Source organism: Nocardia uniformis NBRC 13702 (assembly GCF_001613345.1).
In the GTDB taxonomy this organism is placed as follows: Bacteria; Actinomycetota; Actinomycetes; order Mycobacteriales; family Mycobacteriaceae; genus Nocardia; species Nocardia uniformis.
The window spans coordinates 1-17,898 of record NZ_BDCE01000076.1 but is presented as its reverse complement, the minus strand read 5'-3'; the positions used below and the strand labels follow the sequence as shown (position 1 = coordinate 17,898).

The following is a 17,898-nucleotide window of genomic DNA, read 5'->3' as shown; positions in this document are numbered from 1 at the left end:
GTGTGTCACTTCAGTAGCCCGACCTTGCGATCGGACTCGTTACTTTAACACCTCACGACCGGTGAATCATTCCCATTACCGGCTCATCCCCTTGACCCGCCGCCCGAGCTCGCGCGTCACCTCACGTTCGGCGGTGCGTCGTGCCAGGTCCTGGCGCTTGTCGTAGTCCTGCTTACCCTTGGCCAGGGCGAGTTCGACCTTGACCTTGCCCTCATTGAAGTACATCGACAGCGGCACCAGGGTGAGGCTGGACTCCTTGGTCTTGCCGACCAGCTTGTCGATCTCACGGCGGTGCATCAGCAGTTTGCGTGTGCGGCGCGGCGCGTGATTGGTCCAGGAGCCGTGGCTGAACTCGGGGATATGCAGTCCGCGCAGCCAGACCTCGCCGTCATCGATGCTGGCGTAGGCGTCCACCAGCGAGGCTTTACCCTCCCGCAGGCTCTTCACCTCGGTACCGACCAGCGCGACCCCGGCCTCGAACGTCTCCAGGATCGTGTAGTTGTGCCGCGCCTTACGGTTGGAGGCGATGACCTTGCGACCCTTTTCTTTCACAAGACCAGCTTAAGCATTGCGGCAACGAGTTTATTCCCAGGTGGGCCGCGCGCGGACAGCGGTTGGCCGGTCACGTGGCACACCGATCATGCGCGGCCACCAGTGGATCAGATGGCTCGCCGTCGGCAATTTCGTTGGCGGAGTGTGCCTTTCACGCACGGTTGGAGGCAAGCCCACAGAGTTCGGGGCGTAACGGCAACTTCCTGGACGCCGACTTCCAGAGGAGTCGATTCGGGAGGAACACGCATGAGAAAGCTCATCGGCACAGTCTTCGCGGCGATCTTGGTAACCGGCGCGGTCGCCGGATGCCAGGACACCGGAACACCGTCGACCACCCAACCGTCGACCACTCAACAGTCGACACCCGGCACATCCGGCCCGGCCACCGACTCGCCCGCGACGCAGGACGTCCCGATACAGCAGCCGGGAACAACGTCACCCACACAGACCGACGGCATCCCCGTCACCGCGGGAAATGGCAGGTGTGTCAATCTGAACTCGGGCGTGGTCACTAGCGCGATCTCCTCGATCGGCCCCTCGGTGGGCGGCGACCCGTACATCGTCGACAGCGCCACGGACGCACCGGTCGGGTCGTGCCCGCAACTGCTGTGGGTACTCGCGACCACGCCGGGCGGTACGGCCAGCTCGCCCTACCACGTGTTGTTCTTCAACCACGACGGATATCTCGGCACCGCGACACTGAAGGCGACGTCGTATACGACTGTGGTCGGCTCCTCCGACCGCGGTGTACAGGTGCGCTATCGCTGGTTGACCGGAAGCGATGCCAACTGCTGTCCCTCGGGCGGCCCCGTGGTCATCACCTTCACCCTCGGGTCGGACGGCCGCACGGTCACCCCGGACCAGTCGATCCCGGACGAGGTCGCCAATCCCGGCGGCCAGCGCTGACCAGCGCTTCGAAGCGGCATGATGGCCGGGCGCTCCCGGCCTTCATCCGCCGCGCTGCAACCATAGGTACAGCACGAGCGTCCCGATCCACATGGCCAACAGCACCAGCGTGGTCCACCGCGGGCGTCCGCGACTGGGTGACGGCCGTCGCCCGAGCCATCCCGATTCCACCACCGCGTATGCGCCCACGCCGGGAACCAGGCGCTCTCCCACATCCCCGTCGTCAACCTCTTCCGGGGGCTCATAGGACGAGTCGTCATCGGAATCCATAACCGAAACGGTATCCACGATCGGGCTCCGCGCACGGGACATTCGCCTCGATCAACCGCTTATGCACCAGCTAACGCGAAGTCGGCAACCCGGCACACCGGCGCGGACGGTCCAGGCGACCACCCGAACACAGCCGGTCTTCGTCGGCGGATCGGCCGGTCGCTGATCGCTAAACGTAGAGCGTCACGCACATCATGGCGATAACGACCAGACCGATAGCGAATCCAGCCGCGGTTCCGCGAATCGCACTGCGGACGACGGTAATCCGGGTCAGCGGGTAGGGACGGTTGCTGGTGTAGCTGACGTGCACGGGCACCTCGGCGTCGAGCGGGTATCGGCCCGGCACCGGGAAGCATCGGCGGCGCCAGTCCGCTCCGTGGTACTCGAGGATCGTGCGCTGACGGCGCGGTGGGCACGGACATGCCCCGGGCTCATGCTCGGCCGCACAGCTGTGAGCCACCGCGAGGGCGGGACGTCTTCCGGTAAAGCGTGGCCCCCCGTGATAGCGAAACGCCTCATTCAACGGGACCAGCACATGATGGTAGGCCAGCCCGTACAGCAGTCCGCCAATCGCGGGGGCGGCCACTCCCGCGACCAGAGGAAGAACCAGTTCGAACACCCGGAATATCGTATCGGCCGAATTCGGCTGCCGCCCTTCGACGATTCTCCCGCCGGAACGCACAACCCGAATCCCACCCGGCGGCTGCCGTCGGGCGTGAGGTTCCGTCTATCCGCACCTCGGCGGTCGGCGTTCGCCCGCGAGCAGAACCGACGGGTGCCGAGCCGCACCCAGCTCCGCTGATACTCATCGAACGTTTCGCGTCACCACGCGCCATCGGGCGGCAACTCGTCGTAGTCCGGCGGCGGTTCCGGCAGTGGGATGTCGTCGGGTACATCGAAAGCAGCGGGCGCTGGACGGCTGCCACGCGCTGGGGTCGACCTCGGCTCGGCTACGGCTTTCCTCGGCGCGGTAGCCGATTTCGCGTCTGTGGGAGCGGTCCGGGTGCCGGCCGTCTTCGCCGCGGCCACGGGCTTCGCCGTAGCGGGAGCCTCCGCGGCGACCGGACTGCCCGCGATGACCTCCAGCACGCCCGCACCGTATTTCGCGCGCTTGTTCTCGCCGATCCCCGATATGGTGCCGAGGTCGGCAATGGAACCCGGTTTGCGGGCGGCGATTTCGCGCAGCGTGGCGTCGTGGAAGACGACGTAGGCGGGGACGCCCTGCTCCTTGGCGGTAGCGGCCCGCCAGGCCCGGAGCTTTTCGAAGAGGTCCGCGTCACCGGGCGCGAGATCCGCGGCGGCGAGGCGGGAACCCTTGGCGGCCTTCGGGGTTCGAGCCGGTTTGGTGCGTTCGGGTTCGCGGCGGAACATGACCTGCTGCTTTTCGAAGAGCACCTTATTGCTGGCTTCGGTGAGGGTGAGGACGCCGTAGTCGCCGTGCACGGCCAGCAGCCCCTGCGCCAATAGCTGGCGGATGACGCCGCGCCATTCGATATCGCGCAGTTCCGTACCCGCGCCGAAGACCTTGAGCTCGTGGTGGGCGTGCTGTTCGACCTTGGGATTGCGCTTGCCGATGAGGATATCGACGATATGGCCCGCGCCGAAGCTTTGTCCGCGTTCACGTTTCAGGCGCAGCACGGCCGACAGCGCCTTCTGCGCGGCGACGGTGCCGTCCCAGGCTTCCGGCGGGGTGAGGCAGGTATCGCAGTTGCCGCAGGGCCGGCTGGACTGACTGAAGTAGTTGAGTAGCTGGGTGCGACGGCACTGGACGGTTTCACAGAGGGCCAGCATGGCGTCGAGGTGCAGGTTCAATTGGCGTCGATGAGCGAGGTCACCGTCGGACGATTCGATCATTTTGCGTTGCTGCACAACGTCGTTCAGGCCATAGACCATCCAGGCGGTGGACGGCAGGCCGTCGCGTCCCGCACGGCCGGTCTCCTGGTAATAACCCTCGACCGATTTCGGGAGATCCAAATGGGCGACGAAGCGGACATCAGGCTTATCGATACCCATACCGAAGGCAATGGTGGCGACCACGACGAGGCCGTCCTCGCGCAGGAATCGCGACTGATTGGTCGCACGGGTGCGATTGTCCAGCCCCGCGTGGTACGGGACCGCCGTGATGCCATTGGCGCTGAGGAAGGCGGCGGTCTTCTCCACCGAATTCCGCGACAGGCAGTAGACGATGCCCGCATCGCCGGCATGCTCGGAATTGATGAACTGCAGTAGTTGCTGATCGGCGCGGTTCTTACCCTCGATCCGGTACTGGATATTGGGGCGATCGAAGCTGGCGACGAAATGCTTGGCCTTGGTCAGGTCCAGGCGCTCGGCGATCTCCCGTCGAGTGGCCTCGGTGGCGGTCGCGGTGAGCGCGATGCGCGGCACATCCGGCCAGCGCTCGTGCACCATGGACAGCGCCAGATAGTCGGGCCGGAAGTCGTGGCCCCACTGCGAGACACAGTGCGCCTCGTCGATGGCGAAAACCGAGATCGTGCCGCGATCGAGCAACTGCGCGGTCGACTCCAGCCGCAGCCGCTCCGGCGCGAGGTAGAGCACGTCGAGCTCCCCCGCCACGAATTGCGCCTCCACCGCGCGCCGTTCGTCCGGGAACTGGGTGGAGTTGAGGAATCCGGCGCGCACGCCGAGCGCCCGGAGCGCGTCGACCTGATCCTGCATGAGCGCGATGAGCGGCGAGATCACCACACCGACGCCGGGCCGCACCAGGGCGGGGATCTGATAGCAGAGCGATTTACCACCACCGGTGGGCATCAGCACCAGTGCGTCGCCACCGCCGATCACCTGATCGACAATGTCGCGCTGCGGCCCACGGAAACTGTCGTAGCCGAATACCCGCTGTAGAACATCCTGTGCCGCATCCGTTTTGACGGAGTCAGTAATGGACTCGGTGACGGACTCAGCGGATGCAGCGTTGACACCGGCGGGCATGGTTTCGATCTCCGGGGCACTCACGCGAGCAATCCTACGGATACCCGAGGACAGGCGAGCGCTGTAGTGCACAGGCCGCGCGACTTCGCACCGCTTGTCCTCGCACGCACCCCATGTATGGGGCCCGCCACGTCATTCCGGCGTGCTTTTGGCCGGAATCCACCTGATCGGCAGTGGATCCCGGCCAAAAGCATGCCGGGATGACACGGGGTCTCACTCCCGCACGTAATACCGCAGCGCCAGATACGCGGCCAGTGCGGCGAATCCCACACCCACCGGGAGAATGATCATCGACACCGCGGCGATATCGTCTCCGGTGATACCCGGCAACACCCGATTGTCGAACAGGTCACCCAGCGCCCGATTGATCACCAGCGGCTTGGAAATGAACAAACCCGCCACCGCCAGCGCCGAACCCACCAGCGCGGCCAGCACCGCTTCGAGGAGGAACGGCAGCTGCGTGTACCAGCGGGTCGCGCCGACCAGCCGCATGATGCCGACTTCGGTCTTCCGCGCCAATGCCGCGACCTGCACCATATTCGCGATCAACAGCAGTGCGGCGAGCGCTTGCAGCATTGCCAAACCGAAGGCGGCATTGCGCAATCCGACAAAGAAGCTGACCAGTCGGTCAACAATGTCCTTGTCATTGAGGACCGTCATCACCCCGGGCCGCGTCGCGAATTTCTCGTAGATCGCCTGATAGTCCTCGGCATTGTCCAACTTCACCCGGAAGGACGCGGGCAGCCCGTCCTTGCTGACCTCGTCGGCCAATCCCGGCTGATCCTTGAAGGTGGTCTCCTTGACCTCCTTCACCGCCTCTTCGCTATTGACGAACTGCACGCTCGACACATTCGGATCCGCCTTCAGATCCGCCTGCAGGGCCTTGCACGGCTCCGCCAGGCAGTCCGGATCGGTCTGGGAGACGACCTCATCGAGATACAGCCGGATCTCGACCCGATCCATATAGAAGCTCTCGACCTTATCCGCCATCCGTACCGAGAGCAGACCGCCGCCCAGCATGGTCAGCGATACCGCGGTGGTGAGGATCATGGCGATGGTCATCGTGATGTTGCGCCGGAGACCGGTGAACACCTCGCCGAATAGGAATCCGAAGCGCATTAGCGGCCCACCCCGTACACACCGGTCTCGTCATCGCGCACCAGGCGGCCGCGGTCGAGCTCCACCACGCGCCGCCGCATGGCGTCGACAATGGTGTTGTCGTGGGTGGCCATCACCACCGTGGTTCCGGTGCGATTGATGCGTTCCAGCAGCGTCATGATGTCCTGACTGGTATCCGGGTCGAGGTTGCCGGTGGGTTCATCGGCGAGCAGGACCAGCGGCCGGTTCACGAACGCGCGCGCCAGCGCGACGCGTTGCTGTTCACCGCCGGAGAGTTCGCTGGGCAGGCGATCGGCCTTACCGGAGAGGCCGACCATATCGAGGGCCTCGGGGACCGCGCGGCTGATGAAGGAGCCGCTCTTACCGATTACTTCCAGCGCGAACGCGACATTCTGCTCGACCGTCTTCTGCTGCAGCAACCGAAAATCCTGGAAGACACAACCCATGCGCTGACGCAGTTTCGGTACTTTGCGCGCGGGTAGCTTATCCACTCGCAAATCGGTCACCCACACTTCGCCCGAGGTCGGCTTCTCGTCCTTCAGTAGTAACCGCATGAAAGTCGACTTACCGGAGCCGGAGGGTCCGATCACGAAGACGAACTCGCCTTTCGCGATGTCGACGGAGACATTATCCAGCGCGGGTCGCGTCGAGGTCTTATATGACTTGGTGACGTTCCGCAGTGCTATCACGGAGAGCCAGTGTAGCCAGCGGCGCGCGGCGCGCCGATGCGCCGCGCAGGCTGGGGGTTAGCGGGGAGGTGAGGTCTCCTCGGCTGGCAGATTGTTGCTGAGCACGCTGTTGACGATTGGCGAATAGCCCGGATTCTCCGGCGCTTCCGGCTTCACGAACAGGTAGAGCACGAAGGTTCCGACCCACACGCTCATCAGGACTGCCGTGGATCTACGCGTTTTGATCGAGCTGATCGTGGACTTACGCAGTTTCACTCAAACCCTCTCGGCGCATCGCCGCGGCTACCCGCACCCGCAGTTCGCGCCCCACTTCGAACTGTTTGCCCGGAAGCGTCCGGGCAACCATTTTGATGTTCATCTGGTCGACGGTGAGATCTTCGACACCCATCACGGTGGGTTCGTCCAACAGCAGCGTTTTCAGCTTGCGGTCGGCGAACGCCTTCGCGCAGACCTCGTGCAGGATCTCGTTGACCCGGTTGATATCGGCGGTCGCGGGTACCGGCACGTCGATAGCCGCCCGGGCCCAATCCTTGGATAGGTTGATCACTTTCACGATCTGGCCGTTCGGAACTGTTACCACTTCGCCATCAACATTACGCAAAGTCGTGATCCGCAATGTTACGTCCTCTACCGTACCCTCGGCTTCCTGTGGTGACCCCAATACCGAGATGCGCACGACATCGCCGTAGCCGTACTGCTTTTCGGTAATGAGAAAGAAGCCGGCCAGTAGGTCCTGGACGACGCGCTGCGCGCCGAAACCCAGTGCGGCACCGAGCACCGCGGCCGGGGCGACCAGCCCACCGAGTTGAAAGCCCAAGCGCCGCAACACTTCCAAGGCAATCAGGAAATACACCAGCGATAGCACCACCCAGGTGAGGACCTGGGCGAGTGCGTGCCGGTGCTTGGCCGCCTCGGACCGCACGAGCGAATCACTGCTGTGGAAGCCCGCATCGATTCTGCGGGTCACCCGATCGCGAATGTAGGTCACGAACCGGCTGAACAGCATGGCGCCGACAATCAGCAGAACGATCTCGAGCCCGCTGGACCGGAGCCAGTTGGTGAGATCGGAGCCGGTGCCCGCGGCGAGAATCGTGTGGTCCATCGGTGGTGTACCCCCGGTTGTGGCTTACTGGCTCGGCTCCTGCATACGCCAGCGAATTCCGGATTCGATGAAGGCGTCGATATCACCGTCGAGGACCGCCGACGGGTTGTTCACTTCGTAGTTGGTACGCAGATCCTTGACCATCTGGTACGGGTGCAGCACGTAGGAACGCATCTGATTGCCCCACGACGCACCCTCATTGGTCTTGAGCGCATCCATTTCCGCGCGCTCCTCCTGCCGCTTGCGCTCGAGGAGTTTGGCCTGCAGCACGCGCATGGCCGAGATCTTGTTCTGCAGCTGCGATTTCTCGTTCTGACAGGTGACGACGATGCCGGTCGGAATATGGGTGAGCCGCACCGCGGAGTCGGTGGTGTTGACGCTCTGGCCACCGGGGCCCGACGAGCGGTACACATCGACGCGGATCTCGCCCTCGGGAATCTCGATGTGGTCGGTGGTCTCCACCACGGGCAGCACCTCGACCTCGGCGAAGGAGGTCTGGCGACGCCCCTGGTTGTCGAAGGGACTGATGCGCACCAGCCGGTGTGTGCCCATCTCCACCGAGAGCGTGCCGTAGGCGTAGGGGGCCTTGACGGCGAAGGTCGCCGATTTGATACCCGCCTCTTCGGCATAGGAGGTGTCGTAGATCTCCACCTGATACTTGTGCCGTTCGGCCCAGCGCACGTACATGCGCATGAGCATCATGGCCCAGTCGGCGGCGTCCACACCGCCCGCGCCGGAGCGGATATTGACCAGCGCCTCACGCTTGTCGTACTCGCCCGACAGCAGGGTGCGGACCTCCATGGCCTCCACATCGATATGCAGGGCGGTGCGCTCGGCATCGGCATCGGCGAGAGCGGCGGCGTGCGCCTCCCCCTCCTCGCCTTCGGCCAGCTCGTAGAGCACGGGGAGATCCTCGAGCCGCTGCCGCAGATCGCGGATACGGCGCAGTTCGGTCTGCGCGTGCGAAAGTTCACTGGTAACCGACTGCGCGTGCTCCTGGTTGTTCCACAGCTCCGGATCGGCGGCCTGCTGTTCGAGCTCGTCGATACGGCGGACCAACTCATCGAGGTCGAGCACCGACTCCACGGTCTTGAGAGTCGCGTCGAGTTCGGCCAGATCAGCAGAGACGTCAGGATGCACGACTGTAAAGGTTATACCGCCTTCCCGAGACTTCAGCGCTCCCCCGCCTCCCCGAGACTCCAGCGCTCCCCCGCCTCCCCGAGACTTCAGCGCCCGGCTCAGTGCCGTTTTCCGTTTTGCACGCGTGCCGACGGTCAGGAGCGAGCCCGATTTTGGGGGTACCCCAGGAGTTACCCCGACCGTTGCGAAATCAGTTGTCACTTTGCGCACCGAAAAGCGAGTCGGGGCCGACTCTGTTCAGGCGTGTTCGAAGGTGTCGCCGGAGATTTCGGGGGTGGCCGTCCGGCCGAGAGTGTGATCGTTCATGGTCGGCCATGGTACGCGCGGATGCGGCGGATGGCACGCGAGATTTATTACGGCACAGTCGGTTTGCCGCTATCGCTCAGCCGAGGGCGCGAAGTCCGCCCGGTCTGCGGCCGATGAGTCGATCGAGTGCGGTGGCGGTCGCCTCGTCGGCGGGCAGGTGCACGATCAACTGCTGGTCATCGTCGGCGGAGAGGTCGAGGGGCTCGTAGGCGAGTCGCAGATCTCCGGCCTCTGGATGGACTACGCGGCGAATTCCGCTGGCGGCGGGCAGGCTCGGGATCGACAGCAGCCGATCGGTGAAGGGTGCGCCGACGGTCAGGGATAGTTCGTCGACCAGGGTCGCGACCATGCGATCGGCGCGGAACGGCCCGGATTTCAGGGTGGCGACCACACTGTCGGCGGTGTGCTCCCAGTCCGGGAAGGCGGTGCGCGCCCGCTCGTCGGTGAAGATATAGCGGGCGAAATTCGCGGGCAGCCCGGCGTCGAAGAGGCCGGATTGGTCCATGAGAGCCCGGAATCCTTCGGTGCTGGCCAAGATCTCGGTGAGCCGATTCACCACGACCGCCGGGGTCGGCTCGAGCCGATCCAGAATGGCCCGGATGGTCGGGCGCACTTCGCGATTGGGTTGCGCACCGCCCAGGCAGTGGAAGCCCGAACTCGATTTGGCCATCTGGTACATGTGAATGCGCTCGCTCGAGGTCATGCGCAGGGCATCCGCGAGTGCCATCAGCACCGGCTGGGAGGGGTGCCGGTCGCGCCCCTGTTCGAGTCGGGTGATGTATTCGACGCTCACATCGGCCAACATCGCCAACTCCGCGCGGCGCAGGCCGGGCGTGCGGCGGCGCGGGCCCACGGGCAGTCCGACCGAGGCGGGCGGAACCGCTTCGCGACGGGTGCGCAGGAACAGACCCAGCTCGTTGTCACTCACGCCTCGAACGTAGCAATCCGCGAGCCACGGAGAGTGGCCCTGCCACTACCACCCTCGCCGCGGCCGGGCCTGACCCGGGAGCGTGCGGGAAGTTTGCCTCGAGAGGTGCCGCAGTGCCCCGAGCCGCTAACGTTTGCTGCGTGACCTCGTACTCCAGTGACCTCGAACTCGCCCTGCGGCTGGCCGACGCGGCCGATGTGATTACCCGCGACCGGTTCGGTGCGCTCGATCTGAAGATCGATTCGAAGCCGGATCTGACCCCGGTATCCGATGCCGACCTCGCGGTGGAGCGGGAGGTGCGGGCGATCCTCGGGGCCGAGCGGCCCGAGGACCTGGTGCTGGGTGAGGAGTTCGGCGGCGATGCCGAATTCAGTGGACGGCAGTGGGTGATCGACCCGATCGACGGGACCAAGAACTTCGTGCGCGGGGTGCCGGTGTGGGCCACGCTCATCTCGCTGCTGGAAGACGGCGTACCGGTGGTGGGTGTGGTGAGCGCGCCCGCGCTGTCGCGGCGCTGGTGGGCCGCGCAGGATGCCGGGGCCTGGAGCAGCTTCGAACAGGGTGAGCCCCGGGCGATCTCGGTCTCGGCGGTGGCTCATCTGGGTGCGGCGAGCCTGGCGATCTCGAGCCTGGCGGGATGGAAGGCGCTGGGGCGGCGGGACAAGCTGATCACCCTCACCGATGAGGTGTGGCGGGTGCGCGGCTACGGCGACTTCTTCGGTTACGCACTGCTGGCGGAGGGTGCGGTGGATATCGTCACCGAACCGGAACTCTCGCTGTGGGATATGGCCGCGCTCGACATTCTGATTCGGGAGGCGGGCGGGCGGTTCACCGCGCTGGACGGCACCCCCGGCCCGCACGGCGGCAATGCGGTGGCCACCAATTCCCTGCTGCACGACGTGACCCTCGCCGCCCTGGCCGCCTGACCCCGCAAATGCCGAACACCCCCGGAGTGCGGGGGTGTTCGGGGTGGTCATCGTCGGCGTTAGGCCGAACCGGATCCTCCGCCGCCAATCAGTGCGCCTACGAGGCCACTGACCAGATCTACAACTACCGAGACGAGTCCTGACAACATGTGCGATCCCTCCTTTCGTCCTACCGAAAAACGTAGTGGCCCTTGACAGTTGGAGTGACCGAATCGAAATAACAGGACAACTGTCCTTGCAATACAAATTTCGCTATGCAGCGAATCGCTGTGCAAACAAGTAGGTTTGAAGTCGAGAAACCGCAATTTCGTTGTGGGCGAGCATCATCCGATATGACGCATCATCGGCCAGTGCTCCGACCAAGGTTCCCGCAGGGTACGGCACAAAAACATGGGCTGATTCTGCTCGTCGTTGTCGACACCCAGCCCGTTGTCCAGTCGGCCCACCAGTTCGGGTTCGGCACATAACGTTTGGACACGCTCCAACGAGAGACCGATCGTGATAACCGGCCGTCCATCCGTTGGTGGCCCCCACCACCAGTAGGCGTTGTGGCCACTGTGCGGTGTCGGCAGTCCGTATTGCGTGCCGAAATGTTCGATGGCGGCGGCCTCTCCGTAGTTGGCTGTGAGTAATTCGGCGTCGGGGGCCACCTCGGATCGGACTTCGGCGATCTGGCGGACATAGTCGGGCCAACCGATGGTCTCGCCCGCGTCGTAGTTCACCGCCAGCACCGGCGAATCCGGGACGGCAGTGACGGGCAGCACCGGTAGGAACAGCAGTGCCGAACCGACGGCAGTGACCACGACCACGGAACCCAGTGCGACCCTGCGGGTTCGGCGATCAACACCGGACCTGTCGGATGCGGCGAGCCACCGCTCGATTCCCACCGCTCCCGCGGCGAGTAGCAGCGGATACATCCCGCCCAGGTAGTACGCCTTGCCGCCGGTGATCCCGTACACCACGAACAGCAGGCCATAGGTGAGTGCGAACGCACGATATCGGGGCCGCCGCGCCAACCACCACAGTCCGTATAGCCACAGCGGTACCAGTAGCGGCCCGATCAGCCCGAACTGCAAGAGTACGAAGGTGAGCGGGGTATCCGAGGTCCCCGACGACCCACCCGCGACCGCCCGGCTCACCTCCCATTGCGGCCAGCCGTGGGCCGCCTGCCAACACAGGTAGGGCAGCACGATCAGGGTGGCGATAGCGAGGGCCAAGGCAAAGTACCTGGTAGCGAATATCTTTCGCGGGCCCAGCACGGCCACGGCCGCCGCGAGTACGGCCAGCGGCACAGCCATCAGGGCCTTGTTCTGCAATCCGACACCCGCGAGCAGACCGACCAATAGCCATGTGCGCGGCTCGGATTCGGGTCGCAGCAGTCGCAATACCGCCACCAGCACACCCGACCACACGGCCAGATCGATAACGGTGGTGCCGAGTGTATGTCCCGCGACCATGACCAATGCCGCGGACGCGACCGACCCCGAGGCGAGGACCTGCGCGATTCGACCGCCGCCCAGTTCCTTGGCGGCCAGTCCGGCGCAGATGACAATGACGGTGGCCGCGGCAATGGCCGGAAGTCGCAGCACTATCAGGGAATCGGCGTCAATGGCCAACATCGCTCGCGCCAGCAGTGGCGTGAGCGGCGGTTGATCGGCGTATCCCCAGTCGAGTCGCCGCCCGGACGCCAGGAAGTACATCTCGTCGCGGTGATACCCGTATCCGTTCGCGAGCGCGCCCAGCAGTGCCGCGAAAATCCCCGCTATCCAGTACATATCGCAACGGTGCCAGATGCGGCTCCGATCGGGGCAGGTACCGACGCCGCAGCTGCGGTGTCCGCGCCGGTACGCGCCGCGTCAGTCCGGGATCAGGTCGAAACCGGCGGAGTTGGTGTCGATGCCGACATCGGTATCGGTGTTTCCACCACCCGGTTTGGGCAGGGCGGAATTGGAACCGACTTCGCTGGCGCTGCCGCTGCTGCCGAACTCCGTACCGATGGAACCGGCCTTGGCCGGTGCCTGGATCGGCTGATAGGGCTCGAGCGGGATGGTGGCCGAGGCTACGGGTGCGAGGGCAATGGTCAGAGCGGCGAAGGCTCCGGCCGTGGCCACGAGCTTCTTCATGGAAAGCGACCTCCTTACGGGGGCGGATGATGCGCGACCACGGTAACCCAGCGCGCACCCATTTGAAGCAAGTTTGTTTCACTACTTACCGGTACGGTCTGTCTCATTCGGACGCGCCCGCGCCGACCAGGCGATTCGACAACCCTCGACGGCTTTCTTACTCTGAAGTAAGATAGTCTTACTCAGGAGTAAGATTGCTGGGCAGGATCACCCCACACACCCGAGAGAACTTGGTGATTATGAGTACTCGAGACACCGCAACGAAGCGGGATACCTCCGCCGTCGGCCTCAACCCGGTCAAGCGGGACTGGATGGGCGCCGCGATGCGGGTCATGACGACCATCACGGGCTCCGAGCTGGCCGAGAAGTACAAGCTTCGTAAGCCGATCGAGCGGATTACCTACGAGGGCACCAAGACCGGTTTCCGGACCCTCGGCGCGGCGACCCGTGTGTTCGAGAAGGTGTCCGGCGGCGGCGCCCCGAAGCGGCTGCCCGCCAACGAGTCCCGCGGCAAGGACTACTTCGACCTGACCCCGTCCGACGAGCAGCAGATGATCGTCGAGACCGTGCAGGAGTTCGCCGGCGAGATCCTGCGCCCGGCGGCCTACGAGGCCGACAATGCCGCCAAGGCTCCGCGCGATCTGCTCGAGCGCGCCGCTGAACTCGGCATCACCCTCATCAATGTTCCCGAGGAGCTGGACGGCGCCGCCTCCGAGCGCGGCGCGGTCACCAACGCGCTGGTCGCCGAGGCCCTGGCGCACGGCGATATGGGCCTGGCGCTGCCGATCCTGGCGCCGAGCGGTGTCGCGGTCGCGCTGTCACAGTGGGGTACCGACGCACAGCAGAAGACCTACCTGGGTGCCTTCACCGGCGAGAACGTACCGCAGGCGTCGGTCGTGATCAGCGAGCCGACCGTGCTGTTCAATCCGTTCGCGCTACAGACCAAGGCCACCCGCTCCCCCAGCGGCTACCGGCTCAACGGAGTGAAGAGCCTGGTTCCCGCCGCCGGTGACGCCGAGCTGTTCATCGTCGCCGCCGAGCTCGACGGCCGCCCGGCCTTCTTCATTGTCGAGTCCGACACCGAGGGTGTTGTGGTCGAGGCCGATCCGTCCATGGGCCTGCGCGCCGCTGGTCTGGGTCGGCTGCTGCTGAACAATGTCGCGGTTTCCGCCACCGCCGTCCTCGGCGATGCCGATGCGGCGCAGCGGGCCGAGGACTACGCCGACGCGGTGCGGCTGGCCCGGCTGGGTTGGGCGTCATTGGCGGCCGGCACCGGTCAGGCCGTGCTGGACTACGTGATTCCGTATGTGAAGGAGCGGGAGGCGTTCGGTGAACCGATCGCGCACCGCCAGGCGGTCGCGTTCATGGTCGCCAATATCGCCATCGAGCTCGACGGTCTCCGTCTCGTGACCCTGCGGGGTGCGTCACGCGCGGAGCAGGGCCTGTCGTTCGCCCGCGAGGCCGCACTGGCCAAGAAGCTGGCTACCGACAAGGGCATGCAGATCGGCCTGGACGGCGTGCAGCTGCTCGGCGGCCACGGCTTCACCAAGGAGCACCCGGTCGAGCGCTGGTACCGCGATCTGCGCGGTATCGGTGTCGCCGAAGGCATCGTCCTCGTCTAGCCCGCCCCGTCCCCGCCGCCACCCTCGAGGGAGACGCTGCGCGTCACAGGGACATCTGCACACACGGAGACAACAATGATCAATCTCGAACTCCCCAAGAAGCTCCGGGCCAGCGCCAATCAGGCCCACCAGGTCGCCGCGGAAATCTTCCGTCCCGCCTCACGCAAGTACGACCTGGCCGAGCACGACTACCCGGTCGAGCTGGACACCATGGCCGCCATGGTGGAAGGCCTGTCCGACTCCGGTTCGCAGGACGTGTCCGGTGCCACCGGCGGCCGCAAGGCCAACGAAGGCGACAACCACGCCACCGAGCTGCTGGGCAATACCAACGGCGGCAATATGTCCGCGCTGATGAACGCGCTCGAGACCTCGTGGGGTGACGTCGGCCTGATGCTGTCGATCCCCTACCAGGGTCTCGGCAACGCCGCCATCGCCGCGGTCGCCACCGACGAGCAGCTGAGCCGCTTCGGCAAGGTGTGGGCCGCCATGGCCATTACCGAACCGTCCTTCGGCTCGGACTCGGCCGCCGTCACGGCCACCGCCACCCTCGACGGCGACGAGTGGGTCCTCAACGGCACCAAGATCTTCGTCACCGCCGGTTCGCGCGCCACCCACATCGTGGTGTGGGCCTCGGTCGACAAGACCAAGGGCCGCGCCGCCATCAAGTCCTTCGTGGTCCCCCGGGATGCCAAGGGCCTGACCGTGTCCCGCCTCGAACACAAGCTCGGCATCAAGGCGTCCGACACCGCCGAGATCCGCTTCGAGGACTGCCGGATCCCGAAGGACAACATTCTCGGCAGCCCGGAAGTCAACGTGGAGAAGGGCTTTGCCGGGGTCATGCAGACCTTCGACAACACCCGCCCCCTCGTCGCGGGCATGGCCGTGGGCGTAGGCCGCGCCGCTCTCGAGGAACTGCGCACCATCCTCACCGACGCGGGCATCGAGATCTCCTACGACATCCCCGCCAACAACCAGCACGCCGCCGCAGCCGAGTACCTGCGCCTGGAAGCTGATTGGGAAGCGGCCTACCTGCTCTCGCTGCGCGCCGCCTGGATGGCCGACAACAAGAAGCCGAACTCCCTCGAGGCATCCATGTCCAAGGCCAAGGCCGGCCGCATGGGCACCGATGTGACGCTGAAGGCCGTCGAGCTCGCCGGTCCCCTCGGCTTCTCGCAGCGCACCCTGCTCGAGAAGTGGAGCCGCGACTCGAAGATTCTCGACATCTTCGAGGGCACCCAGCAGATCCAGCAGCTCATTGTGGCTCGCCGGGTGTTGGGGCTGTCGAGTGACAAGCTGAAGTAACCAGCAGTACAAGGGAAATCGGCGTGAGTCCTGTTCAGGGCTCGCGCCGATTTCTCTTTTCCGGGAAGCGGCCGAGCCGATTGTGAGGCATCTCGGGCCGGCGCTGGGCCGTCATCGCCCGGAATCTGTGGTTGAGGGCCGTCGTCTCGCGTTCCAGCGTGGGTTAGTGGCTGGGTGGCGCGCTCGGGCACGGAGCGCGTTCGGGGTGGAATCGGTCGCATGATCAGTTGCGACACGCCAAACCGCAGGTGAGAGCGTATTTTTACTAGCGTGTCGCTTCTCGGGTGCGATAGAATTCGAACATGCATTCGACACCTGCCCCGATCGCCGATCCGGCGATGGACGCGGCGCTGTCGATGCTCGAAGCGGGACTCGCCCAGTTGCGGTCCGCGCGGACCGATGTGTTGTCCAATCCGGAGCGGTTGGCGGTGCTGCAACGTATCGAAACCGTGGTGCGCGCCCTGCCGGGGATCGGTTTGCAGGTGGTGGCGCAACTGCACGAGCAGTGGGGCAGTACCGATTTCGGGACCAACAACCTCATCGACACTCTCGCCGACGGGCTGCGGATCAGCCCCGTCGAGGCGCGGGCACGCTGGCGGGCCGCCGACGACCTGGCCTACCACACCGCCCACACCGGGCAGCTGCTCGAGCCGCCGCTGCCCGCCACCGCCGCCGCACAGCGCGAAGGGGTGATCGGTGGAGCGCACGTGAAGGTGATTCGCGAGGCGCTGCACCATCTCCCGGCCACCGTGGACGCGGGCACCACAGCGCAGGCCGAAGCCGAACTGGCCCGCCACGCGCGCACCCTGCGCCCGGATCAGTTGCGCAAGGCCGCCGACCGGCTCGAGGCGCTGCTCAATCCGGACGGCAACTTCTCCGACCTCGACCGGGCGCGACGGCGGTCGTTGCGGGTCGGTCGGCAGGGACCGGATCTGATGAGCGTGTGCACGCTGGTCGCCGATCCGGAGTTGCGGGCATATCTGGAGGCGATACTGGCCAAGGGCGCCAAGCCCGGTGTCGGCAATCCCGAGGACGCCACCCCGTGTTTGGACGACGACCCCGACGCCGAAGTGGTGCAACGGGATCGGCGCACCCCCGAACAGCGACAGCACGACGCGCTCAAGGCCGTCCTGCGCGACACTCTCGCCTCCGGGCGACTCGGCCAGCACCGGGGATTGCCGGTGACGGTGATCGTGTCGACCACCCTGACCGAACTCGAAGCCGCGGGCCGGGAAGCGGTCACCGAGAGCACCGATGCGGATGCGCCGCTCGCGAGCGGGATCCCGGTGGTCACCGGTGGGGGCAGCCTGCTGCCGATGCGGGACCTGCTGCGGCTGGCCGCGCACGCGCGGCATTACCTGGCGGTATTCGACAACGACGGGTTGCCGATCTACCTGGGGCGGTCGAAACGGCTCGGGACGGCCAATCAGCGAATCGTATTGCACGCCCGCGATATCGGGTGCACGTTCCCCGGCTGCGGAAAGCCCGGGTACTTATGTCAAGCCCACCACCGCACCGAGTGGTTCACCGGTGGGCGGACCGATGCCGACCAGCTGACCTTGGTGTGCGAGACACACCACAAGCTCGCCGGGGTCACCGAGACCGACTGGTCGGCCGCGGTGGCACCACCGGGGCATCGTAGAGCCGGTCGGACGCAATGGATTCCGCCCGGCCACTACGACCGCCACCGCAGGCCTCGGATGAATCACTTCCATCACCCGGGCGAATACCTCACGCCCGACACGGCGACCGACACCCCTACATGACCTTGCCGCCTCGCCACCCCGACCGTGGCGGGGGCGGCGTCATCATGTCCGGCGGGGTTCCCGTCAATCCAACAGTGCGGTCAGTGATTTGGCCGGATCGGCAGGAGTCTGTTCAGGTAGCGAGCGGCTATGCCCGTGCCATCGTCTTGTTGGCAGGTTCACGGCGCTCGGCCCTGCCAGTAGGCAGGGGTTTGGGGATGC

General features: G+C 65.5%; 17 protein-coding genes. 5 read left to right on the top strand and 12 right to left on the bottom strand.

The window, feature by feature from the left end:
* Positions 1 to 75 precede the first annotated feature (75 nt).
* Positions 76 to 552 (bottom strand): SsrA-binding protein SmpB, encoded by a 477-nt coding sequence (gene smpB, locus NU1_RS29000; RefSeq protein ID WP_067526458.1) that lies wholly within the window; start codon positions 550 to 552, stop codon positions 76 to 78.
* 246 nt (positions 553 to 798) lie between these two features.
* Between smpB and NU1_RS28995 the strand changes: the two genes are divergently transcribed.
* Entirely contained in the window at positions 799 to 1,458 is a 660-nt protein-coding gene (locus tag NU1_RS28995; protein ID WP_067526454.1) for an LppP/LprE family lipoprotein, read from the top strand.
* 42 nt (positions 1,459 to 1,500) lie between these two features.
* Here NU1_RS28995 and NU1_RS28990 read toward each other — a convergent pair whose 3' ends face one another.
* The 9 genes from NU1_RS28990 to NU1_RS28955 all read right to left on the bottom strand — a co-directional run bounded on the left by NU1_RS28990 (position 1,501) and on the right by NU1_RS28955 (position 9,958).
* Positions 1,501 to 1,728 carry a WLR motif membrane protein gene (locus tag NU1_RS28990; protein ID WP_157553192.1) on the bottom strand — a complete coding sequence of 76 codons (228 nt, stop codon included), beginning with the start codon at positions 1,726 to 1,728 and terminating at the stop codon, positions 1,501 to 1,503.
* A 169-nt stretch (positions 1,729 to 1,897) separates the two neighbouring features.
* Positions 1,898 to 2,347, bottom strand: a complete 450-nt coding sequence (locus NU1_RS28985) for a hypothetical protein (protein ID WP_157553190.1) — start codon at positions 2,345 to 2,347, stop codon at positions 1,898 to 1,900.
* Between the two features lie 203 nt (positions 2,348 to 2,550).
* On the bottom strand, positions 2,551 to 4,674 hold the full coding sequence (gene recQ, locus NU1_RS28980; protein ID WP_067526563.1) for a DNA helicase RecQ: 2,124 nt from the start codon (positions 4,672 to 4,674) through the stop codon (positions 2,551 to 2,553).
* 213 nt (positions 4,675 to 4,887) lie between these two features.
* Positions 4,888 to 5,793: a permease-like cell division protein FtsX gene (gene ftsX, locus NU1_RS28975; protein ID WP_067526447.1), complete on the bottom strand. Its 906-nt coding sequence runs from the start codon at positions 5,791 to 5,793 to the stop codon at positions 4,888 to 4,890.
* Complete coding sequence (ftsE, locus tag NU1_RS28970) at positions 5,793 to 6,482, bottom strand: cell division ATP-binding protein FtsE (RefSeq protein ID WP_067526445.1); 690 nt, start codon at positions 6,480 to 6,482, stop codon at positions 5,793 to 5,795. Before ftsE ends, ftsX begins: the two co-directional genes overlap by 1 nt.
* 57 nt (positions 6,483 to 6,539) lie before the next feature.
* Entirely contained in the window at positions 6,540 to 6,737 is a 198-nt protein-coding gene (locus NU1_RS42380) for an Rv3103c transmembrane domain-containing protein (protein ID WP_503826553.1), read from the bottom strand.
* Positions 6,724 to 7,584, bottom strand: coding sequence for a mechanosensitive ion channel family protein (locus NU1_RS28965; protein WP_067526443.1), 861 nt, complete (start codon positions 7,582 to 7,584; stop codon positions 6,724 to 6,726). Before NU1_RS28965 ends, NU1_RS42380 begins: the two co-directional genes overlap by 14 nt.
* Before the next feature lie 24 nt (positions 7,585 to 7,608).
* Positions 7,609 to 8,724, bottom strand: coding sequence for a peptide chain release factor 2 (prfB, locus tag NU1_RS28960; RefSeq protein ID WP_067526441.1), 1,116 nt, complete (start codon positions 8,722 to 8,724; stop codon positions 7,609 to 7,611).
* 382 nt (positions 8,725 to 9,106) lie between these two features.
* Positions 9,107 to 9,958 (bottom strand): helix-turn-helix domain-containing protein, encoded by an 852-nt coding sequence (locus NU1_RS28955; RefSeq protein WP_067526439.1) that lies wholly within the window; start codon positions 9,956 to 9,958, stop codon positions 9,107 to 9,109.
* Positions 9,959 to 10,098: 140 nt separating this feature from the next.
* Here NU1_RS28955 and hisN point away from each other — a divergent pair, with 140 nt between their 5' ends.
* Positions 10,099 to 10,884: a histidinol-phosphatase gene (gene hisN / locus NU1_RS28950; RefSeq protein WP_067526437.1), complete on the top strand. Its 786-nt coding sequence runs from the start codon at positions 10,099 to 10,101 to the stop codon at positions 10,882 to 10,884.
* Positions 10,885 to 11,207: 323 nt separating this feature from the next.
* On the opposite strand, the gene NU1_RS28945 is transcribed toward hisN, so the two are convergent.
* A complete protein-coding gene (locus NU1_RS28945) occupies positions 11,208 to 12,659 on the bottom strand; it encodes a glycosyltransferase family 39 protein (protein WP_067526435.1) in 1,452 nt (483 codons plus the stop codon).
* Positions 12,660 to 12,740: 81 nt separating this feature from the next.
* The gene (locus NU1_RS28940) at positions 12,741 to 13,007 is read right to left on the bottom strand and encodes a hypothetical protein (protein WP_067526432.1); all 267 of its coding nucleotides are present in this window, start codon (positions 13,005 to 13,007) and stop codon (positions 12,741 to 12,743) included.
* Positions 13,008 to 13,240: 233 nt separating this feature from the next.
* Between NU1_RS28940 and NU1_RS28935 the strand changes: the two genes are divergently transcribed.
* The 3 genes from NU1_RS28935 (at position 13,241) to NU1_RS28925 (ending at position 17,697) form a co-directional block, all read left to right on the top strand.
* Positions 13,241 to 14,629 (top strand): acyl-CoA dehydrogenase family protein, encoded by a 1,389-nt coding sequence (locus tag NU1_RS28935; RefSeq protein WP_371859853.1) that lies wholly within the window; start codon positions 13,241 to 13,243, stop codon positions 14,627 to 14,629.
* Positions 14,630 to 14,704: 75 nt separating this feature from the next.
* The gene (locus NU1_RS28930) at positions 14,705 to 15,931 is read left to right on the top strand and encodes an acyl-CoA dehydrogenase family protein (protein ID WP_067526428.1); all 1,227 of its coding nucleotides are present in this window, start codon (positions 14,705 to 14,707) and stop codon (positions 15,929 to 15,931) included.
* Between the two features lie 302 nt (positions 15,932 to 16,233).
* Positions 16,234 to 17,697, top strand: coding sequence for an HNH endonuclease signature motif containing protein (locus NU1_RS28925; protein ID WP_067526426.1), 1,464 nt, complete (start codon positions 16,234 to 16,236; stop codon positions 17,695 to 17,697).
* Positions 17,698 to 17,898 lie beyond the last annotated feature (201 nt).